The 17,381-nt window shown below is 47.0% G+C and carries 15 protein-coding genes; 4 read left to right on the plus strand and 11 right to left on the minus strand.

The features are described 5' to 3' along the window. Positions 1–97: 97 nt before the first annotated feature. The 6 genes from HGH90_RS30215 to HGH90_RS30240 all read right to left on the minus strand — a co-directional run bounded on the left by HGH90_RS30215 (position 98) and on the right by HGH90_RS30240 (position 8,479). Positions 98–859, minus strand: coding sequence for an amidohydrolase family protein (locus tag HGH90_RS30215; protein WP_169192668.1), 762 nt, complete (start codon positions 857–859; stop codon positions 98–100). Between the two features lie 62 nt (positions 860–921). Beyond that, complete coding sequence (pgl, locus tag HGH90_RS30220; protein WP_169192669.1) at positions 922–1,647, minus strand: 6-phosphogluconolactonase; 726 nt, start codon at positions 1,645–1,647, stop codon at positions 922–924. Positions 1,648–1,690: 43 nt separating this feature from the next. Then, positions 1,691–3,196 carry a glucose-6-phosphate dehydrogenase gene (zwf, locus tag HGH90_RS30225; RefSeq protein WP_168766106.1) on the minus strand — a complete coding sequence of 502 codons (1,506 nt, stop codon included), beginning with the start codon at positions 3,194–3,196 and terminating at the stop codon, positions 1,691–1,693. 25 nt (positions 3,197–3,221) lie between these two features. Next, positions 3,222–4,640, minus strand: coding sequence for an NADP-dependent phosphogluconate dehydrogenase (gene gndA / locus HGH90_RS30230; RefSeq protein ID WP_168766107.1), 1,419 nt, complete (start codon positions 4,638–4,640; stop codon positions 3,222–3,224). 154 nt (positions 4,641–4,794) lie between these two features. Further along, positions 4,795–7,374 (minus strand): phosphoenolpyruvate carboxylase, encoded by a 2,580-nt coding sequence (locus tag HGH90_RS30235; protein ID WP_169192670.1) that lies wholly within the window; start codon positions 7,372–7,374, stop codon positions 4,795–4,797. Between the two features lie 262 nt (positions 7,375–7,636). Then, a complete protein-coding gene (locus HGH90_RS30240) occupies positions 7,637–8,479 on the minus strand; it encodes an energy transducer TonB (RefSeq protein ID WP_169192671.1) in 843 nt (280 codons plus the stop codon). A gap of 947 nt (positions 8,480–9,426) precedes the next feature. On the opposite strand from HGH90_RS30240, the gene HGH90_RS30245 reads away from it, so the two are divergent. Beyond that, positions 9,427–10,257, plus strand: coding sequence for a YitT family protein (locus HGH90_RS30245; protein WP_169192672.1), 831 nt, complete (start codon positions 9,427–9,429; stop codon positions 10,255–10,257). A gap of 34 nt (positions 10,258–10,291) precedes the next feature. Here the strand turns inward: HGH90_RS30245 and HGH90_RS30250 are convergent, their stop codons facing one another. From HGH90_RS30250 to HGH90_RS30260, 3 genes are read right to left on the minus strand one after another with little or no spacing between them, the layout of a single operon-like run. Then, positions 10,292–10,747, minus strand: a complete 456-nt coding sequence (locus HGH90_RS30250) for a cold shock domain-containing protein (RefSeq protein ID WP_168766115.1) — start codon at positions 10,745–10,747, stop codon at positions 10,292–10,294. 37 nt (positions 10,748–10,784) lie between these two features. Then, positions 10,785–11,018 (minus strand): RNA recognition motif domain-containing protein, encoded by a 234-nt coding sequence (locus HGH90_RS30255; RefSeq protein ID WP_168766116.1) that lies wholly within the window; start codon positions 11,016–11,018, stop codon positions 10,785–10,787. A 30-nt stretch (positions 11,019–11,048) separates the two neighbouring features. Then, a complete protein-coding gene (locus HGH90_RS30260) occupies positions 11,049–11,324 on the minus strand; it encodes an RNA recognition motif domain-containing protein (RefSeq protein ID WP_168766118.1) in 276 nt (91 codons plus the stop codon). 323 nt (positions 11,325–11,647) lie between these two features. On the opposite strand from HGH90_RS30260, the gene HGH90_RS30265 reads away from it, so the two are divergent. Both HGH90_RS30265 and HGH90_RS30270 read left to right on the plus strand, forming a co-directional pair. Next, positions 11,648–12,769 carry an acyltransferase family protein gene (locus HGH90_RS30265; protein ID WP_168766120.1) on the plus strand — a complete coding sequence of 374 codons (1,122 nt, stop codon included), beginning with the start codon at positions 11,648–11,650 and terminating at the stop codon, positions 12,767–12,769. A 166-nt stretch (positions 12,770–12,935) separates the two neighbouring features. After that, entirely contained in the window at positions 12,936–13,721 is a 786-nt protein-coding gene (locus HGH90_RS30270) for an SDR family oxidoreductase (protein WP_168766122.1), read from the plus strand. Between the two features lie 100 nt (positions 13,722–13,821). On the opposite strand, the gene HGH90_RS30275 is transcribed toward HGH90_RS30270, so the two are convergent. After that, positions 13,822–14,439, minus strand: coding sequence for a hypothetical protein (locus HGH90_RS30275; RefSeq protein ID WP_169192673.1), 618 nt, complete (start codon positions 14,437–14,439; stop codon positions 13,822–13,824). A 164-nt stretch (positions 14,440–14,603) separates the two neighbouring features. Here HGH90_RS30275 and HGH90_RS30280 point away from each other — a divergent pair, with 164 nt between their 5' ends. Then, the gene (locus HGH90_RS30280) at positions 14,604–15,845 is read left to right on the plus strand and encodes a glycoside hydrolase family 105 protein (protein ID WP_169192674.1); all 1,242 of its coding nucleotides are present in this window, start codon (positions 14,604–14,606) and stop codon (positions 15,843–15,845) included. Between the two features lie 96 nt (positions 15,846–15,941). Here the strand turns inward: HGH90_RS30280 and HGH90_RS30285 are convergent, their stop codons facing one another. After that, positions 15,942–17,378: a SusD/RagB family nutrient-binding outer membrane lipoprotein gene (locus HGH90_RS30285; protein WP_169192675.1), complete on the minus strand. Its 1,437-nt coding sequence runs from the start codon at positions 17,376–17,378 to the stop codon at positions 15,942–15,944. Positions 17,379–17,381: the final 3 nt, after the last annotated feature.

Consider the following 17,381-nt stretch of genomic DNA (forward strand, 5'->3'; position numbering starts at 1 on the left):
TAAAGCAAAAAAGCTATTGTGTAGAAGAATTTAGCGAGTATTTAAATTTCGCTTTAATCATTTTACACAATAGCTTTTTTGCTTTTTGCTCTATTCTCTAGCTCTTCCCCGGCTGATACAATGCCAGGGCATTCTCCCGGCATATTTTAGCAGCTATATCTGCTGGAAAATTTTCCAGGATCAGTTGCAAATCTTTTATATCAAAGGGCCTGGGCGCACGAGTAGAGGGCAGATCGGTGCCAAATAACAAGGCGCCCGGATTAACTGCAGTAATCTGTCGCATAGCGGTGAGCACATCAAAATCACAGCGGCTAAACCCCGTGGCTTTTACGCGCGCGCCTTTCTCTACCAGCTGCAATAAGTGCTTAAATCCTGATTTGGATAGCCCCAGGTGATCGATCACCACCGTCGGCAATTTGCGTAACGTGGTCGATAATCCTGGTAGCTGGCGGGAATCTACATATAATTCCACATGCCATTTTACGAGGTCATAAACGCGAAGTCCCAGTTGCTCCAGGTATTTTACACTTTCAGAACCACCGCGTTGTACATTAAACCTAACGGCGCGAACTCCTGCTTCGTGCAGGGCTATAATCTCTTCATCAGTTGTACTGGCGGGTATCTGCGTAACACCAACATATGCCGGGCCTAATTGTTTCAATGCCTCCAGTAAATATTGCTGGTCAAATCCCTGGAATGATCCTGACACTACTGCGCCGCCACTTACATGGAGGGGGGCTACCTGCTGCTGGTAATCTGCTACCGAAAATTCGGAAGGCAGAAATCCCTGGTTAGGTTGCAGTGGAAACCGGTGATCAATAATATGCAGGTGTGCGTCAAATATGGGCTTATCAAACATAATCTCATCGTTGTTGTTACTATCACAAGCTACTGAAAATAGGTGAGAAAAAGCCCTCTTTTTTACACTTCCATCGCTCCTGCAGCCGCTTCATCTACAAACCAATGCAGTTCCCCTTCTTCAGGACGAATGAGTTGAGATGGGAATTTCTCCGCGTCGAAAGTACCTTCTATTACATTCTTGAGTGTAATCGCTTTATTGGCGCCGGTGGTCAGGAACAGTACGCAGGCTGCCCGGTTAACTACCGGGGCTGTTAAGGTGATGCGGTACATGTTCTGTGCTTCCAGGAAGAAAGAAGTAACCCAGGCTTTCTTTTCATGCACTACCGGTGTGCCCGGGAACAGCGACAGTGTATGTCCATCATCTCCCATGCCCAGTAATACCAGGTCGAAGGTGGTATCTTCTTTTCCGAAATAGGATTTCAGCGTTTGCTCGTAAGCTGTAGCTGATGCTTCCGGACTGATGTCGGTACGCATTATGTGAATATTATCCGGGTTTACGGCTACTTTATCCAACAGTTCTTCGAAAGCCATGCGGGCATTATTCCGGTCATCTTCAAAGGGTACATCTCTTTCATCTCCCCAGAAAAAATGAATTTTCTCCCAGGGAATCATCATATTATAAGGTGCTTTGGCCAACAGGCTATACAGCTGTTTCGGCGTATTACCTCCCGACAGCACGAAAGTGAAGCGTTCCTGTGTTTGTAATACTTCCTGTATGTAGTTACTGATCCATGCGGCTACGTTTTCACTGAGCTGGGCTGGATCTTTGGCGATATGTAGTTCCATAAGATAAAAGAATTACGGACCATCTTGCAATGGTCCGTAATTTTTATTTAGTAGGTAAATTAATCCAGGTATGACCATCGCGGGCCACGAGTGCGTCTGCATCGTCAGGGCCCCATGAATCCGGAGCATAATTCGGGAAGTCTTGCGGTGTGCGGTTTTCCCATGTTTCCAGGATAGGCATAATCACTTTCCACGCAGCATCTACCTGGTCGCCACGCATAAACAGGGTAGCATCGCCCTCCATCACGTCGAGCAGCAATGTTTCATATGCTTCAGGAGCGTGCTCGCCGCTGGCGGCATCGTAGTTGAAGGTCATATCTACCGGGTCCAGCGTCATGGTTTGTCCGGGACGTTTTGCCTGGAAGCGGATACGGATATCCATTTCCGGCTGTATACTGATGGTGAGCCTGTTAGGGCGCCATGTTTGTGCCGCCTCTATCGGGAAGGAATAAGGAGGTGCTTCTTTGAATGTGATGATAATATTGGTCGCCTTCTGGTGCAGGTATTTACCGGTACGAACATATATCGGAACGCCCTGCCAGCGCCAGTTGTCGACGAAGAATTTCACCGCGGCGTAAGTTTCTATATTGGATTTGGGATCTACTCCCTTTTCTTCACGGTAACCTACTACCTTATCACCTTTCATCCAGCCAGAAGAATACTGGCCACGCACGGCATGTTCATGTACTTTTTCAGGCGTAATACGGCGGATAGCGTTGAGCACATCTACCTTTTTATTACGTACTTCGTTGGCATCAAACGATACGGGCGCTTCCATGGCCAGGATACACATAATCTGCAGGATATGGTTCTGCACCATATCACGCAGTGCGCCGGCTCTTTCATAGTAACCGCCACGGCCTTCCAGCCCCACGCTTTCAGCGGCGGTAATCTGGATATTATCGATGTAGTTGCGATTCCAAACCGGCTCAAACAATGCGTTGGCAAAGCGGAAAGCCAGGATATTCTGTATCGTTTCTTTACCAAGGTAGTGGTCAATACGGTAAATCTGTTCTTCAGTGAATTTCTTTGCCAGCAGCTCATTCAGTTCATGGGCACTTTGCAGGTCATGACCAAATGGCTTTTCTACTACAATGCGGGTACAGTGTTTATCGCTGCAGAGATTCAGTTCCCCGAGGCGGGTAGCAATATTAGGCACCAGCTGTGGTGCTACTGCGAGGTAAAAGATCACCGTAGGATGTACGCCCCACTCCTTTTCTTTGCTGGTTACAAAATCGGTGATTTTGCTATAGGCAGCCGGATCTTCTGCATCCATTTGCAGGTAGGAAACATGGTTACTGAAATCTTTCCAGTGACCATTTTGTTCACCTTTGCGACGGGAAAATTTACTGATCCCTTCCAACAGGTGTTTATGATAATCCTCGTCGGTATAAGGACTACGTCCTAAACCCGCAATGGCAAATTGTTCCGGCATCCACTCATCCAGGAAAAGATTGTATAACGCAGGCGTTAGTTTCCGGTAGTTTAAATCGCCGCTGCCTCCGAAAATGAAGAGTATAGAAGCAGGAGGGCGTTTATGGATCTGCATATATTTAATTGAAGATGAATATTTTTTAGTGCTGTTGCCATTCCGTATGGAAGGTACCTGGCATATCAATACGCTGATAGGTATGTGCGCCGAAGTAATCGCGTTGTGCCTGGATCAGGTTAGTAGGCATACGGCCGGTACGGAAAGCATCGAAATAAGACAGTGCTGACATGAAGCCGGCTACCGGTACGCCGGCAGCTGCTGCTTGCGCTACTACGCTGCGGGTGTTTGCAATAACAGATTCTACGAGGTAAGCAATATTTTCATCGAGCAGGATATTGCCCAGGTCTGCATTCTTCTGATAAGCCTGTGTAAATACTTCCAGGAGGGTAGAACGGATAATACATCCGCCTCTCCATACTTTCACTACTTCCGGTAATGGAATTTCCATTTTCAGGTCGTTGGAAGCTTCACGGAGCATGGCCAGTCCCTGCGCATAGCTCAGGATGGTAGCGAAATACAACGCATCATGTACCTGTTTGATCCACATATCTGCGGGAACATGCAGGTCATTTTCCGGTGCTTTATACAAGGTTTCTGCCTGTAAGCGTTGCTCTTTGTAACCGGAGAGCGTACGCATAGCAACCGCTGTATCAATCACGGGTACTGCCACCGGCAATTCCATGGCATCCTGGGAAGTCCATTTACCAGTGCCTTTGGAACCTGCTTTATCAGAGATCACATCTACCAGGCGCTTGTCTGTTTTATCGTCGTTCTGCAGGAAAATATCTGCTGTAATTTCTACGAGGAAAGACTGTAAAGCACCCTGGTTCCAGTTTTTAAACACTTCGTGCAACTGGTCGTTGTTCAGGCCGGCTCCTTTTTGCAACAGGGCATAGCTTTCGCTGATCAACTGCATAATGGCATATTCGATACCGTTGTGCACCATTTTCACATAGTGGCCGGCGCCTTCTTTACCGAGGTAAGCTACGCAAGGTACTTCCTTTACTTTAGCGGCAATAGCCTCCAGCATAGGTTTCACCTTGGCATATGCATCCACGTCGCCTCCAGGCATAATACTGGGGCCTGTACGGGCGCCCTGTTCGCCACCGGAAACACCCATACCCATAAAGTGGATACCTTTCGGACGGAGTTCCTGTACGCGGCGTAAAGTGTCGGTGTAGTGGGAATTGCCACCATCTATCACCACATCGCCCTGCTCCAGCAGCGGCAGCAGGGATGCTATCACGTCATCTACCGGCTGACCGGCAGGTACCAGCATCATCAATTTGCGGGGACGTTCGAGCAACTGAACCATAGCGGCCAGCTCTGCTACGCCTTTAACAGTAGTACCGGGGGTAGCGGCTGCTTCCAGTGCGCTGTTCTTGGCAGCGTCTTTGTCAAAGCCGATAACGGAAAAGCCATGATCTGCCATGTTGAGTAACAGGTTTCTGCCCATTACGCCGAGGCCGATCATTCCAAAGTCATATAAGCTGTTTGCCATATATAGAGAAGTTACTTAAGGAGGTGTAAAAGTAGGGAAGAATTAGGAAAAAGATTGTCTGAAGTATGTTTTTTGTCGGGAACCGGCGTTTATCCACTCTCCAATAAAAAAAGGCTATATCAGTTGCTGATATAGCCTCCAGTTATTTTTGATCTTAAGCAGAATTCCTGCCAGCGTTGATAATTCCGAAAGAACAACGCATGATGAGCTTCTCGTAAGTTTCGCGCTCTTTGCCATTGTCAGGATGTGAATCAAGTTCGCGGATACGGGTCAGTGCATACTGTTGTGTCGTAAGCAATGGTAATATCATACGTTCCCTCATTTGTATCGACAGCTGGTCAATGGGGCTGCCTGCCATCAGTTCCGATTCGTTGGTGAGGCGGAGCAGGTATTTTTTAGTCAGTTCAAATTCATCATAGATCATCTGCCATACTTCGCCGTACTGTGGATGTTTGGCCAGGTAGGCAGTAAGTGGGAAATAGCTTTTCTTCATCGCCATTTCACAGTTGTCGAGCAAGGTTCTGAAAAACAGGGAATGCCGGTACAATGCGGCTACGGCTTCCCATTTGCCTTGTTTATCCAGTGCCTGTAATGCACTACCCACGCCGTAATACCCGGGAACATTTTGTTTCAGCTGGCTCCAGGCGCCCACATAAGGCACGGCTCTCAGGTCGTTCAGGTTTAGCTTGGCCGAGGAGTTGCGCTTGCTGGGACGGCTGCCGATATTGGCTTCTGCATAGTAGCGCAGCGGGCTGGCGTGATCCAGGTAAGCCAGGAAGTGCGGATGTGTTTTGAGTTTATTATAAGCGGTATACCCTTCGTCCGACAAAGATTGTAACAGGTCTTCCTCCGCTTTGCTGAGGGTTACCTCCCGGGAAGAAAACAGTTCGTTGCTGATACCTGCGTGAATCAGTTGTTCCATATTGAACTGTGCAGCATCCACCGTTCCAAAGTTGGAACTGATGGTTTGTCCCTGGATAGTTTGCTGGATTTCCTGGTTGGCAATATTCCTTCCCATGGAAGCATAGAACTGGTGCGTTTTCCCACCGCCGCGGGCCGGGGGACCTCCCCTGCCATCAAAAAACACGACGCTGATACCATATTCTTCGGAGATGGTAGTCAGTTCTTCTTTGGCTTTATAAATGCTCCAGTTCGCCATCAGGTAACCCCCATCTTTAGTGCCGTCTGAGAAACCGAGCATGATGGTTTGTTTGCATTGGCGGCGTTGCAGGTGCTGGCGATAATCTGCATTTTCATATAACAGCTTCATCACCTGCCCTGCGTGGCGAAGATCGTCGATGGTTTCGAACAGTGGCACAATATCTACCGTCATTTCTTCTTTCTTCCAACCACTCAGCAGGAACATACCGTATACTTCTATTACGCTGAGTATACTGGTACTATGACTGATAATATAACGGTTACAGCCTTCTTCTCCGTTGGCTGCCTGTATTTGTTTAATTGCTGCGATGGTTTGCAGGGCGTCCTGGTGCAGGGGATTTTCCAGCTGCTGTGGATCTATGGCTTGCTGAATGTTCAACAGGGCCTGGATCTTGTCAGCCTCGGCGAGCGAGGTATAGTTATCCGGCAGAGCGGATGTTTTAGCCGCCACCGCTTCGAGCAAGGCTTCATGTACGGAGCTATCCTGGCGGATATCCAGGGATGCGAAGAAGAGGCCGAATATTTCTACTTTGCTGATCAGGTTTTCTACCAGGTGTACAAATAATCCGTTGTGTTCTTCGAGAATTGTTTTTCGTATACCCGCCAGCGTATCCAGGATTTCCTTACGGCTGATATCAGCTTTATGGCCGGGTACAAAGAGGTTGCGGGATAATTTGGCTTCCAGTGCTGCCACCACGTTTTCCACACCTTTAAAGGTGAGGCGGCGGCGCAGGTTACGTACTTCGCGGAAATAGCATTTCATTATGGAAGCACGCAGGGCGGCGGCCACTTCAATAGTGGTAGGCGCTTTCACAAACGGGTTGCCGTCGCGGTCGCCGCCGGGCCAGAAGCCCATACGGATCAGGGAATTATCGCTACTGATGGCGCCGGGGAACTGCGCCCGGATAAAGGACAGGATACGGCCGGCGGACTGATAAAATATATTTTCGAGGAACCACACCAAGCTGATGGCTTCATCATACGGGGTGGGTTTTTCTTTTTTGAAGAAAGGTGTTTTACCCAGCTGCTGCAGGTACATGTTTACCTGGCTGGTGTTTTCATCGATGAGGGCTTTAGACAAATCGTTGATGATACCTAACACCTCGCCGGGATAAAACTGCGTAGGATGCGCGGTGAGCACCAGTCGCACGGAGAAATCCTTCAGTTTTTCCTTCAATGCTTCCTGGGCCTGCTCCTGGATAACTTCCGACTGGAGGTGGCGCAAGGTACCGCTTCCCTGCAGGTCGCGGATATTCCGGAAGGCGGCGTCTTCGAGTGCATCAAACAATACCACCTGCCTTTCTGCATACTGTACAAAGCGGAACAGCAGGTCCGTTCGCTGTTTATCTTCTGTATAGGTAGTATACTGTTTAAAGAAGGAATCCATGATTTCCTGGGGGCTGCTGCCTTTGGCATATCCTTCTTCGCAGTGAAGCAGGAACAGTGACAGGAATACCCCTGTCTTTTCCACCCGGTGGAAAGGCAATGAAGTGAAGAGGCTGTTGTATAGCTGAAACTTGGTACCAACGAGGTTCTTAAACTGTTGCAGCGAGTTATTTACCGGCGCTTCCATACTAATTATCCGTTTATAGTGCTAAAGAAGAAGACTAAGCGGCCGTTAAATTAATAATTATTATATTAATTTCTTAGTTTTTTGATTTTTGTTTTACATAAATAGATAAAATTTAAATATTATCTAATAAATAGCTATAAAAAAGCCAATCCCAGCCACTTTTGGTGAACCGGGACTGGTATTCAGGATTAGAATGCGCGGTTAAATGGATGCAGGCCGGGGATAAACAGGCATGGGTAAATTTTAACGGGGTAATAATGGATTATTGTTGCCCCAATTCAAACCGGATAGGCAGATTAAACAATACAGGGACGCTTTGTCCATTTTGCCGGCCGGGTTTCCATTTGGGCATAGCGTTTACCACCCGCTTTGCCTCTTCTTCCAGACCAGCGCCTTTGACAGCACCTATTGTTTTCACATCAGTGATGCTGCCATCGCGGTTTACCACAAACTGAACGAACACCATGCCCTGTACATCATTGTCCTGTGCCTGCGATGGGTATCTCACGTGGTTCTTGAGATATTTGGCCAATGCATCCGGCCCTCCCGGAAACTCCGGCATAATTTCTACGAAGATCCGGGGACCTTTATCCTCCTCTGCGGGCGCTTCCAGTTTTACCACACCGGAGCCGCCAATACCGCTGGCTCCAAGGTCCACCTGCGCTCCATCTTCCACACCATCTGCTGTTTTAAAGCCGATCACTTTGTTTTCCATGTCGGTTTGTTTTGGAGGCATTTCATCCGGTGGTACATCTTTGTCAACAATTACCAGTGTAGTATTTCTGACGGAAGCGGCCATAGGTGGCGGCGCAGAAGTTACCGGCGGAGGTGGCGGTGTGAACTTTTTTTCTTCCGGGATGTCGATAGGTTTCAATACGGCCGGTTCTTTAGTGAGCACGAGTGGACGTACATTATCAGCGGCTTTCAGGGTGTTGTCCAGTACGTAACCACCTATTACTACCAGTATAACAGAAGCGGTGCCGACGATTGAATTACGAACGCGCTTGTCGTAACGGTTGCGCAATTCATAGGCGCCATAATCTTTATTCCTTCCGGAGAAGAGAATGTCAAGGAACGGGGTTCCCTGGATTTTAGTTGAGTCCATGGCAATTTGTTTTTTAATTAGATGTAGCTGTAAAATATTTTCCATACGCTTCCGGAAAATATTTTTTGGGGAGAGGGAGGTATATAAAATAGAAGTCCCGACTGGACGTCGGGACTTGCTGGCACTGGGGACCTTACCTGGAAACAAGTGGTTCCTTTTTTCAATCAGGCTTTCCGAAAATAGTATATACATGTACGTTGGTATAACCCGTTCCGGATAAATATTTTTATTGTAACAGCTATATCAGCCGGTATTAATTTTATGTTACTTCAGCCGCCGGGGCTACCGGCCAGCAAAACCCACCAGAATTGTCTGAAGCAGCGCCCCTTTGAACTGAAGTTGATTTTACATCTTCATTGGATAGTATACGTGTAACCGTTTACGTTATATTTTAAGCACTGTTATCAACAGTCGCCTGGTATTCTTTTGTAAGATTAAAACGAGAAGGTATCTGGTGCAGTTGTTGGTTGAAATGCCAGGAGGATGCGGGTAGATATGTTACGGATAAATTTACCACCAATAAATTTTTGCAACACACCTATCCCGCAGGCCCAACCAGGCATTCTATTTACAGCTTACAGAACGCAAGATCTTTTCAACAACAGCCTATGGCTGTTTTATAATAACGGGAACAGGTGATATATATCCTTGACAATTGCGTTTGGGAACGCCCTCCACTTAATAGCGTGTGCCTTTTCATAGTGTATGTTTATTTACACGTTTTCAATAATGATGGCTGCAACACCTTGCTGGTGGATCAAAGGATGCCGGAAGCGTTTGCCTGATGCTTCCCTGATGGCGGTAGATTTTATTAGTCTACTGATTTGGTAGACAAATATACATCCACTTTTATTAATTCCAAATAATCGTCCTACTTTTTTTCTGTTTTTATATAGGCTACGGGGTAGGAAGTGACGGGAAGCTGGACAAAAGCTTATTTTTGCGGCATGAAAGAGCATGTGAAAAACATTTTACTCCTCATGGCGGGCGCGCTGATCTTTGCAGCGGGCATTAACTACCTGGCTATTCCCAACAAATTATCTGAAGGTGGAGTGATTGGTATTACCATTGTAACCTATTACTATTTTGGATGGTCGCCAGGCATCACCAATCTGATTATCAATGCCGTCCTGGTTGTTACAGGGTATAAGCTATTGGATAAACGAGGCATGCTCTACACATTACTGGGCATATTCTTTTGTTCCTTATTCCTGTATCTCACTGAAAACAAACTAACCCCGGTAACAACCAATCCTCTACTGGCTGCCATCTTTGCCGGATTATTAGTGGGTATCGGTATTGGCCTGGTATTCCTTTCCGGGGGCACTACCGGCGGATCAGCCATTGTAGCTCGTATGGCCAACAAATACCTCGGCTGGACCCTGGGCAACGCCATGCTTATTTTCGACATCATTGTCATCCTCGCATCTTCCTTTATTATAGGTATAGAAAAAACCATGTACACCTTTATTGCAGTATACATTGGTGCAAGGGCGGTAGATTATATCGTAGACGGCCTCAATACCAAACGGGCTATTACCGTCATTTCTAACCATACCGCCGCCATTGCGGATAAAATTACCGGGGAAATGAAACGGGGGGCCACCGTATTACATGGCCATGGCGCCTATACCAAAGCCACCAAGGAAGTGCTGTACGTGGTAATTGGTAAACAGGAATTGATGCGACTTAAATCGCTGGTACAGGAAACTGACCCCGAAGCCTTCGTGGTGATTCACGAAGTACATGAAGTACTGGGACGGGGCTTTTCTATGTAATATTGCCAGAGGTGGGCCTGTAATGGCCCACCTGTTAAGACTTTCCGGACCGGGAACCGGCTTTTGTTACTGCTATCGCGTTATAACCTCTTGCGCTCTTTTCTCTTACAAAAGAAACACTATCTCTCTCTTTAACAGGTTCTGATAACTGGTTAATATGGAAGAATACACTTTCCCCAGATTTATCGTCCGTAATAAATCCAAATCCCTTTAAGGTGTTGAAGAACGTAATAATTCCGGTCCTGGTGTTATCTTCGGGAGGCCGGGGGGTGGCGCCAATCCGGATATCTTTAGGATCTATTTCCGCTCTCTGAGTCTGCCTCGGGGGCTCACTACTCAGGTTACCGTCTTCATCTACATACGCCAACATATCTTCCAGGCTCTTACCTTTACTGTTATTCACTTTCCGCTCTTCCTTTTTTTGCGCCTTATTTTCTTTCACCTTCATTTTCTTGTTCCTGTTTTCTTTTTTTGAGAAAGATTCTCCCATAATTGCATCATTTTAGTTAAATCGCATTATTGCGTAGTTATTCCACTTCGTATATATTCAGAAACTGGTTCATAAAATTGAGATTATTCAACCCTGTAATGGCAGATCTCCCCTCATTGCTGTCTTTCATGTATACATAAGCATATCCCAATGATTTCCCGTTAACATCAGTAGATAGTTCTATCAATAGCACCATACCGAATGCAACAAAAAGATCATATAGTTCTTTTTCAGAAGCCTTACTATGTAAGTTTCCAATATAAATTTTCATCGTATATAAAAAAGAGACATAAGGAATGGTCTAATACCTTGGTCTTGGGAAACGCTCTCTTTCTGTCCGGGGCCTGGCTTCATTGACTACAATTACCTGTGCATCCATCAAAGTGCTGTTCAGGTCCCTGATAGCGCGTTCTGCTTCAGCATCAACCGGCATCTCTACAAAACCGAAGCCTTTGGAACGTCCGGTATAATTATCTATAATTACTTTGGTACTCCGTACCATACCAAATGGTGAAAACAGGGTCGTTAACTGTTGTTCAGTGGTCTGGCTGCTTAAATTGCCAATAAAAATATTCATTCGATAAACCTTTAAATGTGAGAAATATGGCGGCTGGGAAAGCGAAGACTGAGGGAGAAAAGGAATAATCCAAACTAAGTCAGAAGAAGCTAAGGCAGAGCCTTGTGTAGATGAAGGTAGGCTTTAAAATCGAACAAATGCGGTATTATCTTAAAATTGCCGGGAAATATTCTGTTAGGGAGCTCAAATGGTCAACTATTATTTTTATTTTAACGATTGCGCCAAAGGATATTTGGATTTTGCATATTAGATGTATATATTGTAGGCAGCTCAACGCTCTTTCATTCCTTACCATCTTATCAACCAATAATAATTAAAGGGAAATGACACAAAGCCCACAACGCTTTTTACCGCTGGATGTACTCCGCGGCATGACCGTCTGTTTCATGATCATTGTGAATACAGGCGGCACAGGTGGTACCTATTGGCCCCTGGACCATGCGGCCTGGCATGGATGGACCCCCACCGACCTGGTATTCCCTTCTTTTCTCTTTGCCGTGGGTAATGCCATGAGCTTCAGCATGAGAAAGTATGAACAGTTGGGGAATGCTGCTGTACTGGGAAAAATTTTCAAACGTACGTTGATTATTTTCCTGCTCGGCTTCCTCATGTACTGGTTCCCGTTTGTGAATCATACTGACCATGGCCTTGAACTAAGGCCTTTTGATCATACGCGTATACTGGGCGTATTGCAACGTATTGCACTCTGTTACTGTATAGCGTCCCTGCTTATTCACTACTGCTCTAAAAAAGTGGTATGGGGCATCAGCGCCCTGTTCCTGCTGGGATATTGGCTGGTGATGTGGCAGTTTGGCGTTCCAGGACAACAATATACCATGACCGGCAATGCAGGCATCCTGCTGGATAAATTAGTCATGGGAGAAAACCATATGTATCATGGTGAAGGCATTGCCTTTGATCCGGAAGGTATTCTCAGTACTATTCCTGCGGTAGTAAATGTAGTTGCCGGTTATTACACCGGGCTGTTTGTACAGCAGCAAGGGCGCACCAAACAAGGTATTCAACGCATGGTGCTGGCCGGCATCGTATGTTTTGCCCTGGCCTATGCCTGGAATACTGCTTTCCCTATCAATAAAAAACTCTGGACCAGCTCCTATGTATTATTAACCGTAGGTATAGATTTACTATTATTAGCACTGCTCATCTTCGTTATCGACATCACCGGCTTCACCAAGGGCACGGGTTTCTTCACCGTATTCGGGAAAAACCCGCTGTTCCTTTACCTGCTCTCAGAGATACTCGCCATCTTGTTCTATTTTTTCCAGGTAGGCAATGTATCGCTGTATCAATGGATCAACGACACGGTGTTCCAGGCATTGTCGCCAGGAAAATTCGGGTCATTGTTGTTTTCACTGGCCTTCATGCTTACCTGCTGGTTAGTGGGCTTTATCCTCGATAAAAAGAAAATATACGTCAGGGTGTAAAAAGCAGAAAGCGAAAAGCAGAAAGCAAAAAGCAAAAAGCTATTATGGAGGATGATTAAAGCGAATTCTAAATATCCGCTAAGTTCTTCTCCATAATAGCTTTTTGCTTTTTGCTTTCTGCTTTTCGCTTTCTGCTTTTTCCCTAACTTGTCCTCAAAAAAATAGCATGGACCTTTCACTCAAAGGGAAAACGGCACTAGTGTGCGGCAGTACCCAGGGCATAGGCCTGGCCATAGCGGTAGAGCTGGCCCTGCTGGGCGCCACCTGTATATTATTAGCCAGGAATGAAGACCGGTTAAAAACAGTATTACCCACATTGGCCACCGGGGAAGGACAACAGCATCGTTTTGAAGTAGCCGACTTTTCAGACATCGCACAGGTAACAGCCGTTGCTGCAAAAATAGCTGCCAGCGGACCTGTGCATATACTCATTAATAATACGGGCGGACCAGCAGGAGGCCCTGTCATCGAAGCCGATACTACTGCTTTTACAGCGGCCTTTTCCCAGCATTTACTTTGCAACCAGGTGTTGGCACAAGCCCTGGTGCCCGGTATGATACAGGCCCGCTTCGGCCGGATTATCAACATCATTTCAACTTCCGTAAAAACGCCGATAAAAAATCTGGGCGTTTCCAATACCACCCGCTGGGCGGTAGCTGCCTGGTCTAAAACCCTGGCCACAGAATTGGCGCCGCATGGTATTACGGTCAATAATGTATTGCCGGGCTCTACTTCTACGGCACGACTGGAAGGGCTATTCAACAGCAGCGCTGCTGCCAGGAACGTTTCACGGGAAGCAGTGGAAGCCGAATGGCTGAAAGAAATTCCTATGCAACGATTTGGCGAAGCCAGGGAAATAGCCGCTTTAGCCGCGTTCCTGGCCTCTCCTGCCGCAGGATATATTACCGGCACCAGTACTGCGGTAGACGGAGGGAAAACACCGGTGATGTAATGATTACCCGGGCCCGCTTAAGCAGTATTTTTTTTCCGTCTTCGCGAGAAAAATACTGCTTAAGCAGGCCTCCGATTTAATGAATGTTTCTCTGTAATGATCAACAGGGTATAAAGTTGACCACACGCGCCAGTCTGCCGTTTTCGAAATACAATTGTACCTGACTATCCCCGTCTTTCAGGAAAGAGTCCCTTAGTTTAATCACGTCTGTTCTGCCTTCATTCTCTGCCTGGATAGCCGCATGAGGAAATATCTTCCGGATATCTTCCCAGGTAGTATTCCGGGTCAGCGTAATATCATCTATCGTCAGGGAATTACCCGTAGTAAATACAAACTCGTCGCAGGCGAGCGAATCGCGGCAAAGCTCGAACGTAGCACCGTCTTTATAAAAATAATGAAAGTCTCCTGCAAACTGTGAACCGCTTACATCATTGGCGGTAGCAACAATGCTATCGGCTTTTCCAATAACCGCTTCCAGGTGTTGGCGTGTAGTAAACAGCGGTACTTTATGATTAATGAGGGCCCGCGAAAAAGGGAAGACTTCAATCTGATCCCAATTAATATCCCGGCGGAGTTCCGGAAGGGGGGCATCATCTTCCATCAGTGGTTTTACAATGTCACCGGGCGCCGCTACCGCGATGGTGTCCGGCTCCTCTTGTTTCTGTTGCTGACAGGCTGTGAGCAGGGCTACTGCACACGCTAAAAGGACATTTTTCATAGGCTGTATAGCTTCGTATGGCTAATACCGTATAGGGATAGTTGTTAAATCACATGCTAACACATAGTTAAAATAAATTATATTAATTCCCAAGAAAATTTATGCAATCGTTTGCATTACACAACGGATATGGCTATATTGTTGGAATAAACCACGTACTCGATATGAAAAAGCTCAACTTCCTGTTAGCCCTGGGATTGGTACTTCCATTTACCGGCTACACCCAGGCTCTTCCTGCCGATACCGATGTAGTAAGAAAGATGGCCGACTATGTATTAGCCCATGCCGCCTTTACTTTTAAAGGTAATAATCAGACTTATGCTACCAGCAAAGAAATACCTGCTGGCGTGAATGCCATCATTTCTGACCACCTCAGCGCCTGGCACTATCCTAACGGGGTTTTAAATATTGCCATGATAGACCTGGGCAACTATCTCAAAGATGAAAAGTACAGCGCCTTCGCGAAGAAACACGTAGCGTTTGCCTTCGACAATGTGGCCTATTTTGAAGCCCTCAGCAAAAAAGGCGTGAAGTATAAAGAATTTCCGTTCAACCAGCTAATACACACCCGGGTGCTAGACGACTGCGGCGCCATGGGCGCCAGCTTACTGGACGTATATCAAACGGTGAAAAGAGCCGATTACAAGGCTTATATCGACAAAGCGGCCAACCACATCAGCAAAGTGCAGGAAAGGCTGCCGGATGGTACGCTATGCCGCCCAAATCCTTATAAATGGACACTCTGGGGCGATGACCTCTACATGAGTGTCCCCTTCCTGGCCCGTATGGGAAAACTGACCGGCGACAATACTTACTTCGATGATGCTGTAGCACAGATCAAACACTTCACCCATTATCTCTGGGACCCCGGGGCCGGCCTGTATGTGCATTACTATTACGATGACTTGCAACGGCAAGGCGTAGCTCACTGGGGGCGGGCCAATGGCTGGATCATGCTGGCCAAAGTACAGCTGCTCAATGAGCTCCCGGCTAATCACCCTGGCAGAAAGGAAGTGATTGCGGATCTTACCCAGCAAATACTGGGAATAGCCCGTTACCAATCCGGCTCCGGCCTGTTTCACCAGGTACTCGACCACACCGACTCTTACACTGAAACCTCCTGCACCGCCATGTTTGTATATTCCATTGCCCGCGCCGTCAACGAAGGCTGGCTGGACAAGCGCTATATCTCCATCGCAGAACAGGCATGGAATGGCCTGGTAAGAGAAAAAATTACACCTCATGGTCAACTGAAAGATGTGTGTATAGGCACCAACACCGCTGCCGATCTTACGGCTTACTATAACCGCCCTGCCGAACTAAATGACTTCCATGGATGGGGCCCTATGATAGAAGCCGGTATTGAAATCATGCGGTACAGGGAGAGCAAAAAGCAGAAAGCATAAAGCAAAAAGCTATTGTAGCGAATGACTTAGGCAGATAATTACTCTTCCTAATCAATCACTACAATAGCTTTTTGCTTTATGCTTTATGCTTTATGCTCAATACATATCAAACCATACTTTGGTCGTCAGCAAGTCTGCGCCCTGGCGGGCTACCGCTGCTTTATAGTTGGCGCCATTCAGGGCCTGTTCGCTGGAAGGATAAGTTAGGCGCAAGGGCATCTTACCTTGCAACGCGCCGGTATAAGCCGGTGTAAGTTTGGGATAATCCAATCTTCTCCATTCTGCAAACGCTTCCAATCCTTCGCTGAAAAGGGCCAGCCATTTCTGTTCACCAATAGATTTTTTATAATTAGTGGGATCGTAGGTTACTGCAGGCTGTGCCAGGTAGTCATCTACCGGCTTGCCGGTAATACCATACTGCTTAAAGGAAGCACGGATGGCCTGTGTATACAGATCTGCTGCGTTGCCGCTGATCAGGCCCCGCTGCGCCGCTTCTGCCAAAATAAACAGCTGTTCCGCATAAGTAAATACCCAGGCAGGTGATTGGGAAGCGGTAAAAGCGGCTCCTACATCGGAGGTCTTGCTGAAACCGAGCCTGGACGCCGAATCGGCCGATAAGCCATTAGTTACACCTACGTAATCGGTGGAACCCGGTTCTGTAGGCAATGCAGCGTATATGCTTAACCGTGGGTCCTTCAACGCCTTCAATTTATCTACAATCGTTTTACTGATACGATAATCATTACGCGTTTCGCGGTTACGTCCTACCGGGTTCTGGTTAGGAGAGGTGAGATAGTTCAGCTTCGCTTCCCGGTCGCCCGCACCCAGTAAAATATTCCCTTCAGCGGCCAGTTCAGTAAATACCGCTTTGGCAGCTGCAGGATCACGGTCAGCGATCCGCAGGGCGATACGGGTACGCAAGCCATTGGCAAATTTTTTCCAGCCGTTCATGTTGTTGGCCAGTAAAGAATCTCCCTGTATGGCATTATCAGCAGGAGAAATAATTTGTACAGCGCCTTTCAGCTCCGACAGCAGCCCACGATACACGGTAGCCTGGCTATCATATACCGGCGTCAGGTAACGTTGGATATTTGCTGGTTGGGTATACGGAATATCACCGTATAAATCAGTGAGCACCTGGAATATCCATGAGCGCATAATAATGCCTACCGCCTTGTAGTTCGGGTTATGCAGGCTATCCCCCAACTGCGCCAGGGTAGTAAAATCGGCTATCCCCTGGGCATAAAAATTATTCCATACGTTTTGTATGTTGGTGGTGGCCGGGATGTAACGATCCGGGTCGGGGTACTGGATTTTAGCCCAGTACTGCACATAGAGCAGCGATGTTTCCATAGTGGCATCGGTACCCCAATAGGTGTCCACATTGGCTTTGATACCGTTGCTCAACAGGTAATCCGGTTGTACTTCGGTGGGTTCGTTGGGATTGATATTAACACGCTCCAGCTCTTTCTGGCAGCCCGCCAGCAAGGTAGCAGCAAATATGATATAGAAAGGAATCAGCAACTTTTTCATGAT

This window comes from Chitinophaga sp. Ak27 (assembly GCF_012726295.1).
Classification (GTDB): Bacteria; Bacteroidota; Bacteroidia; order Chitinophagales; family Chitinophagaceae; genus Chitinophaga.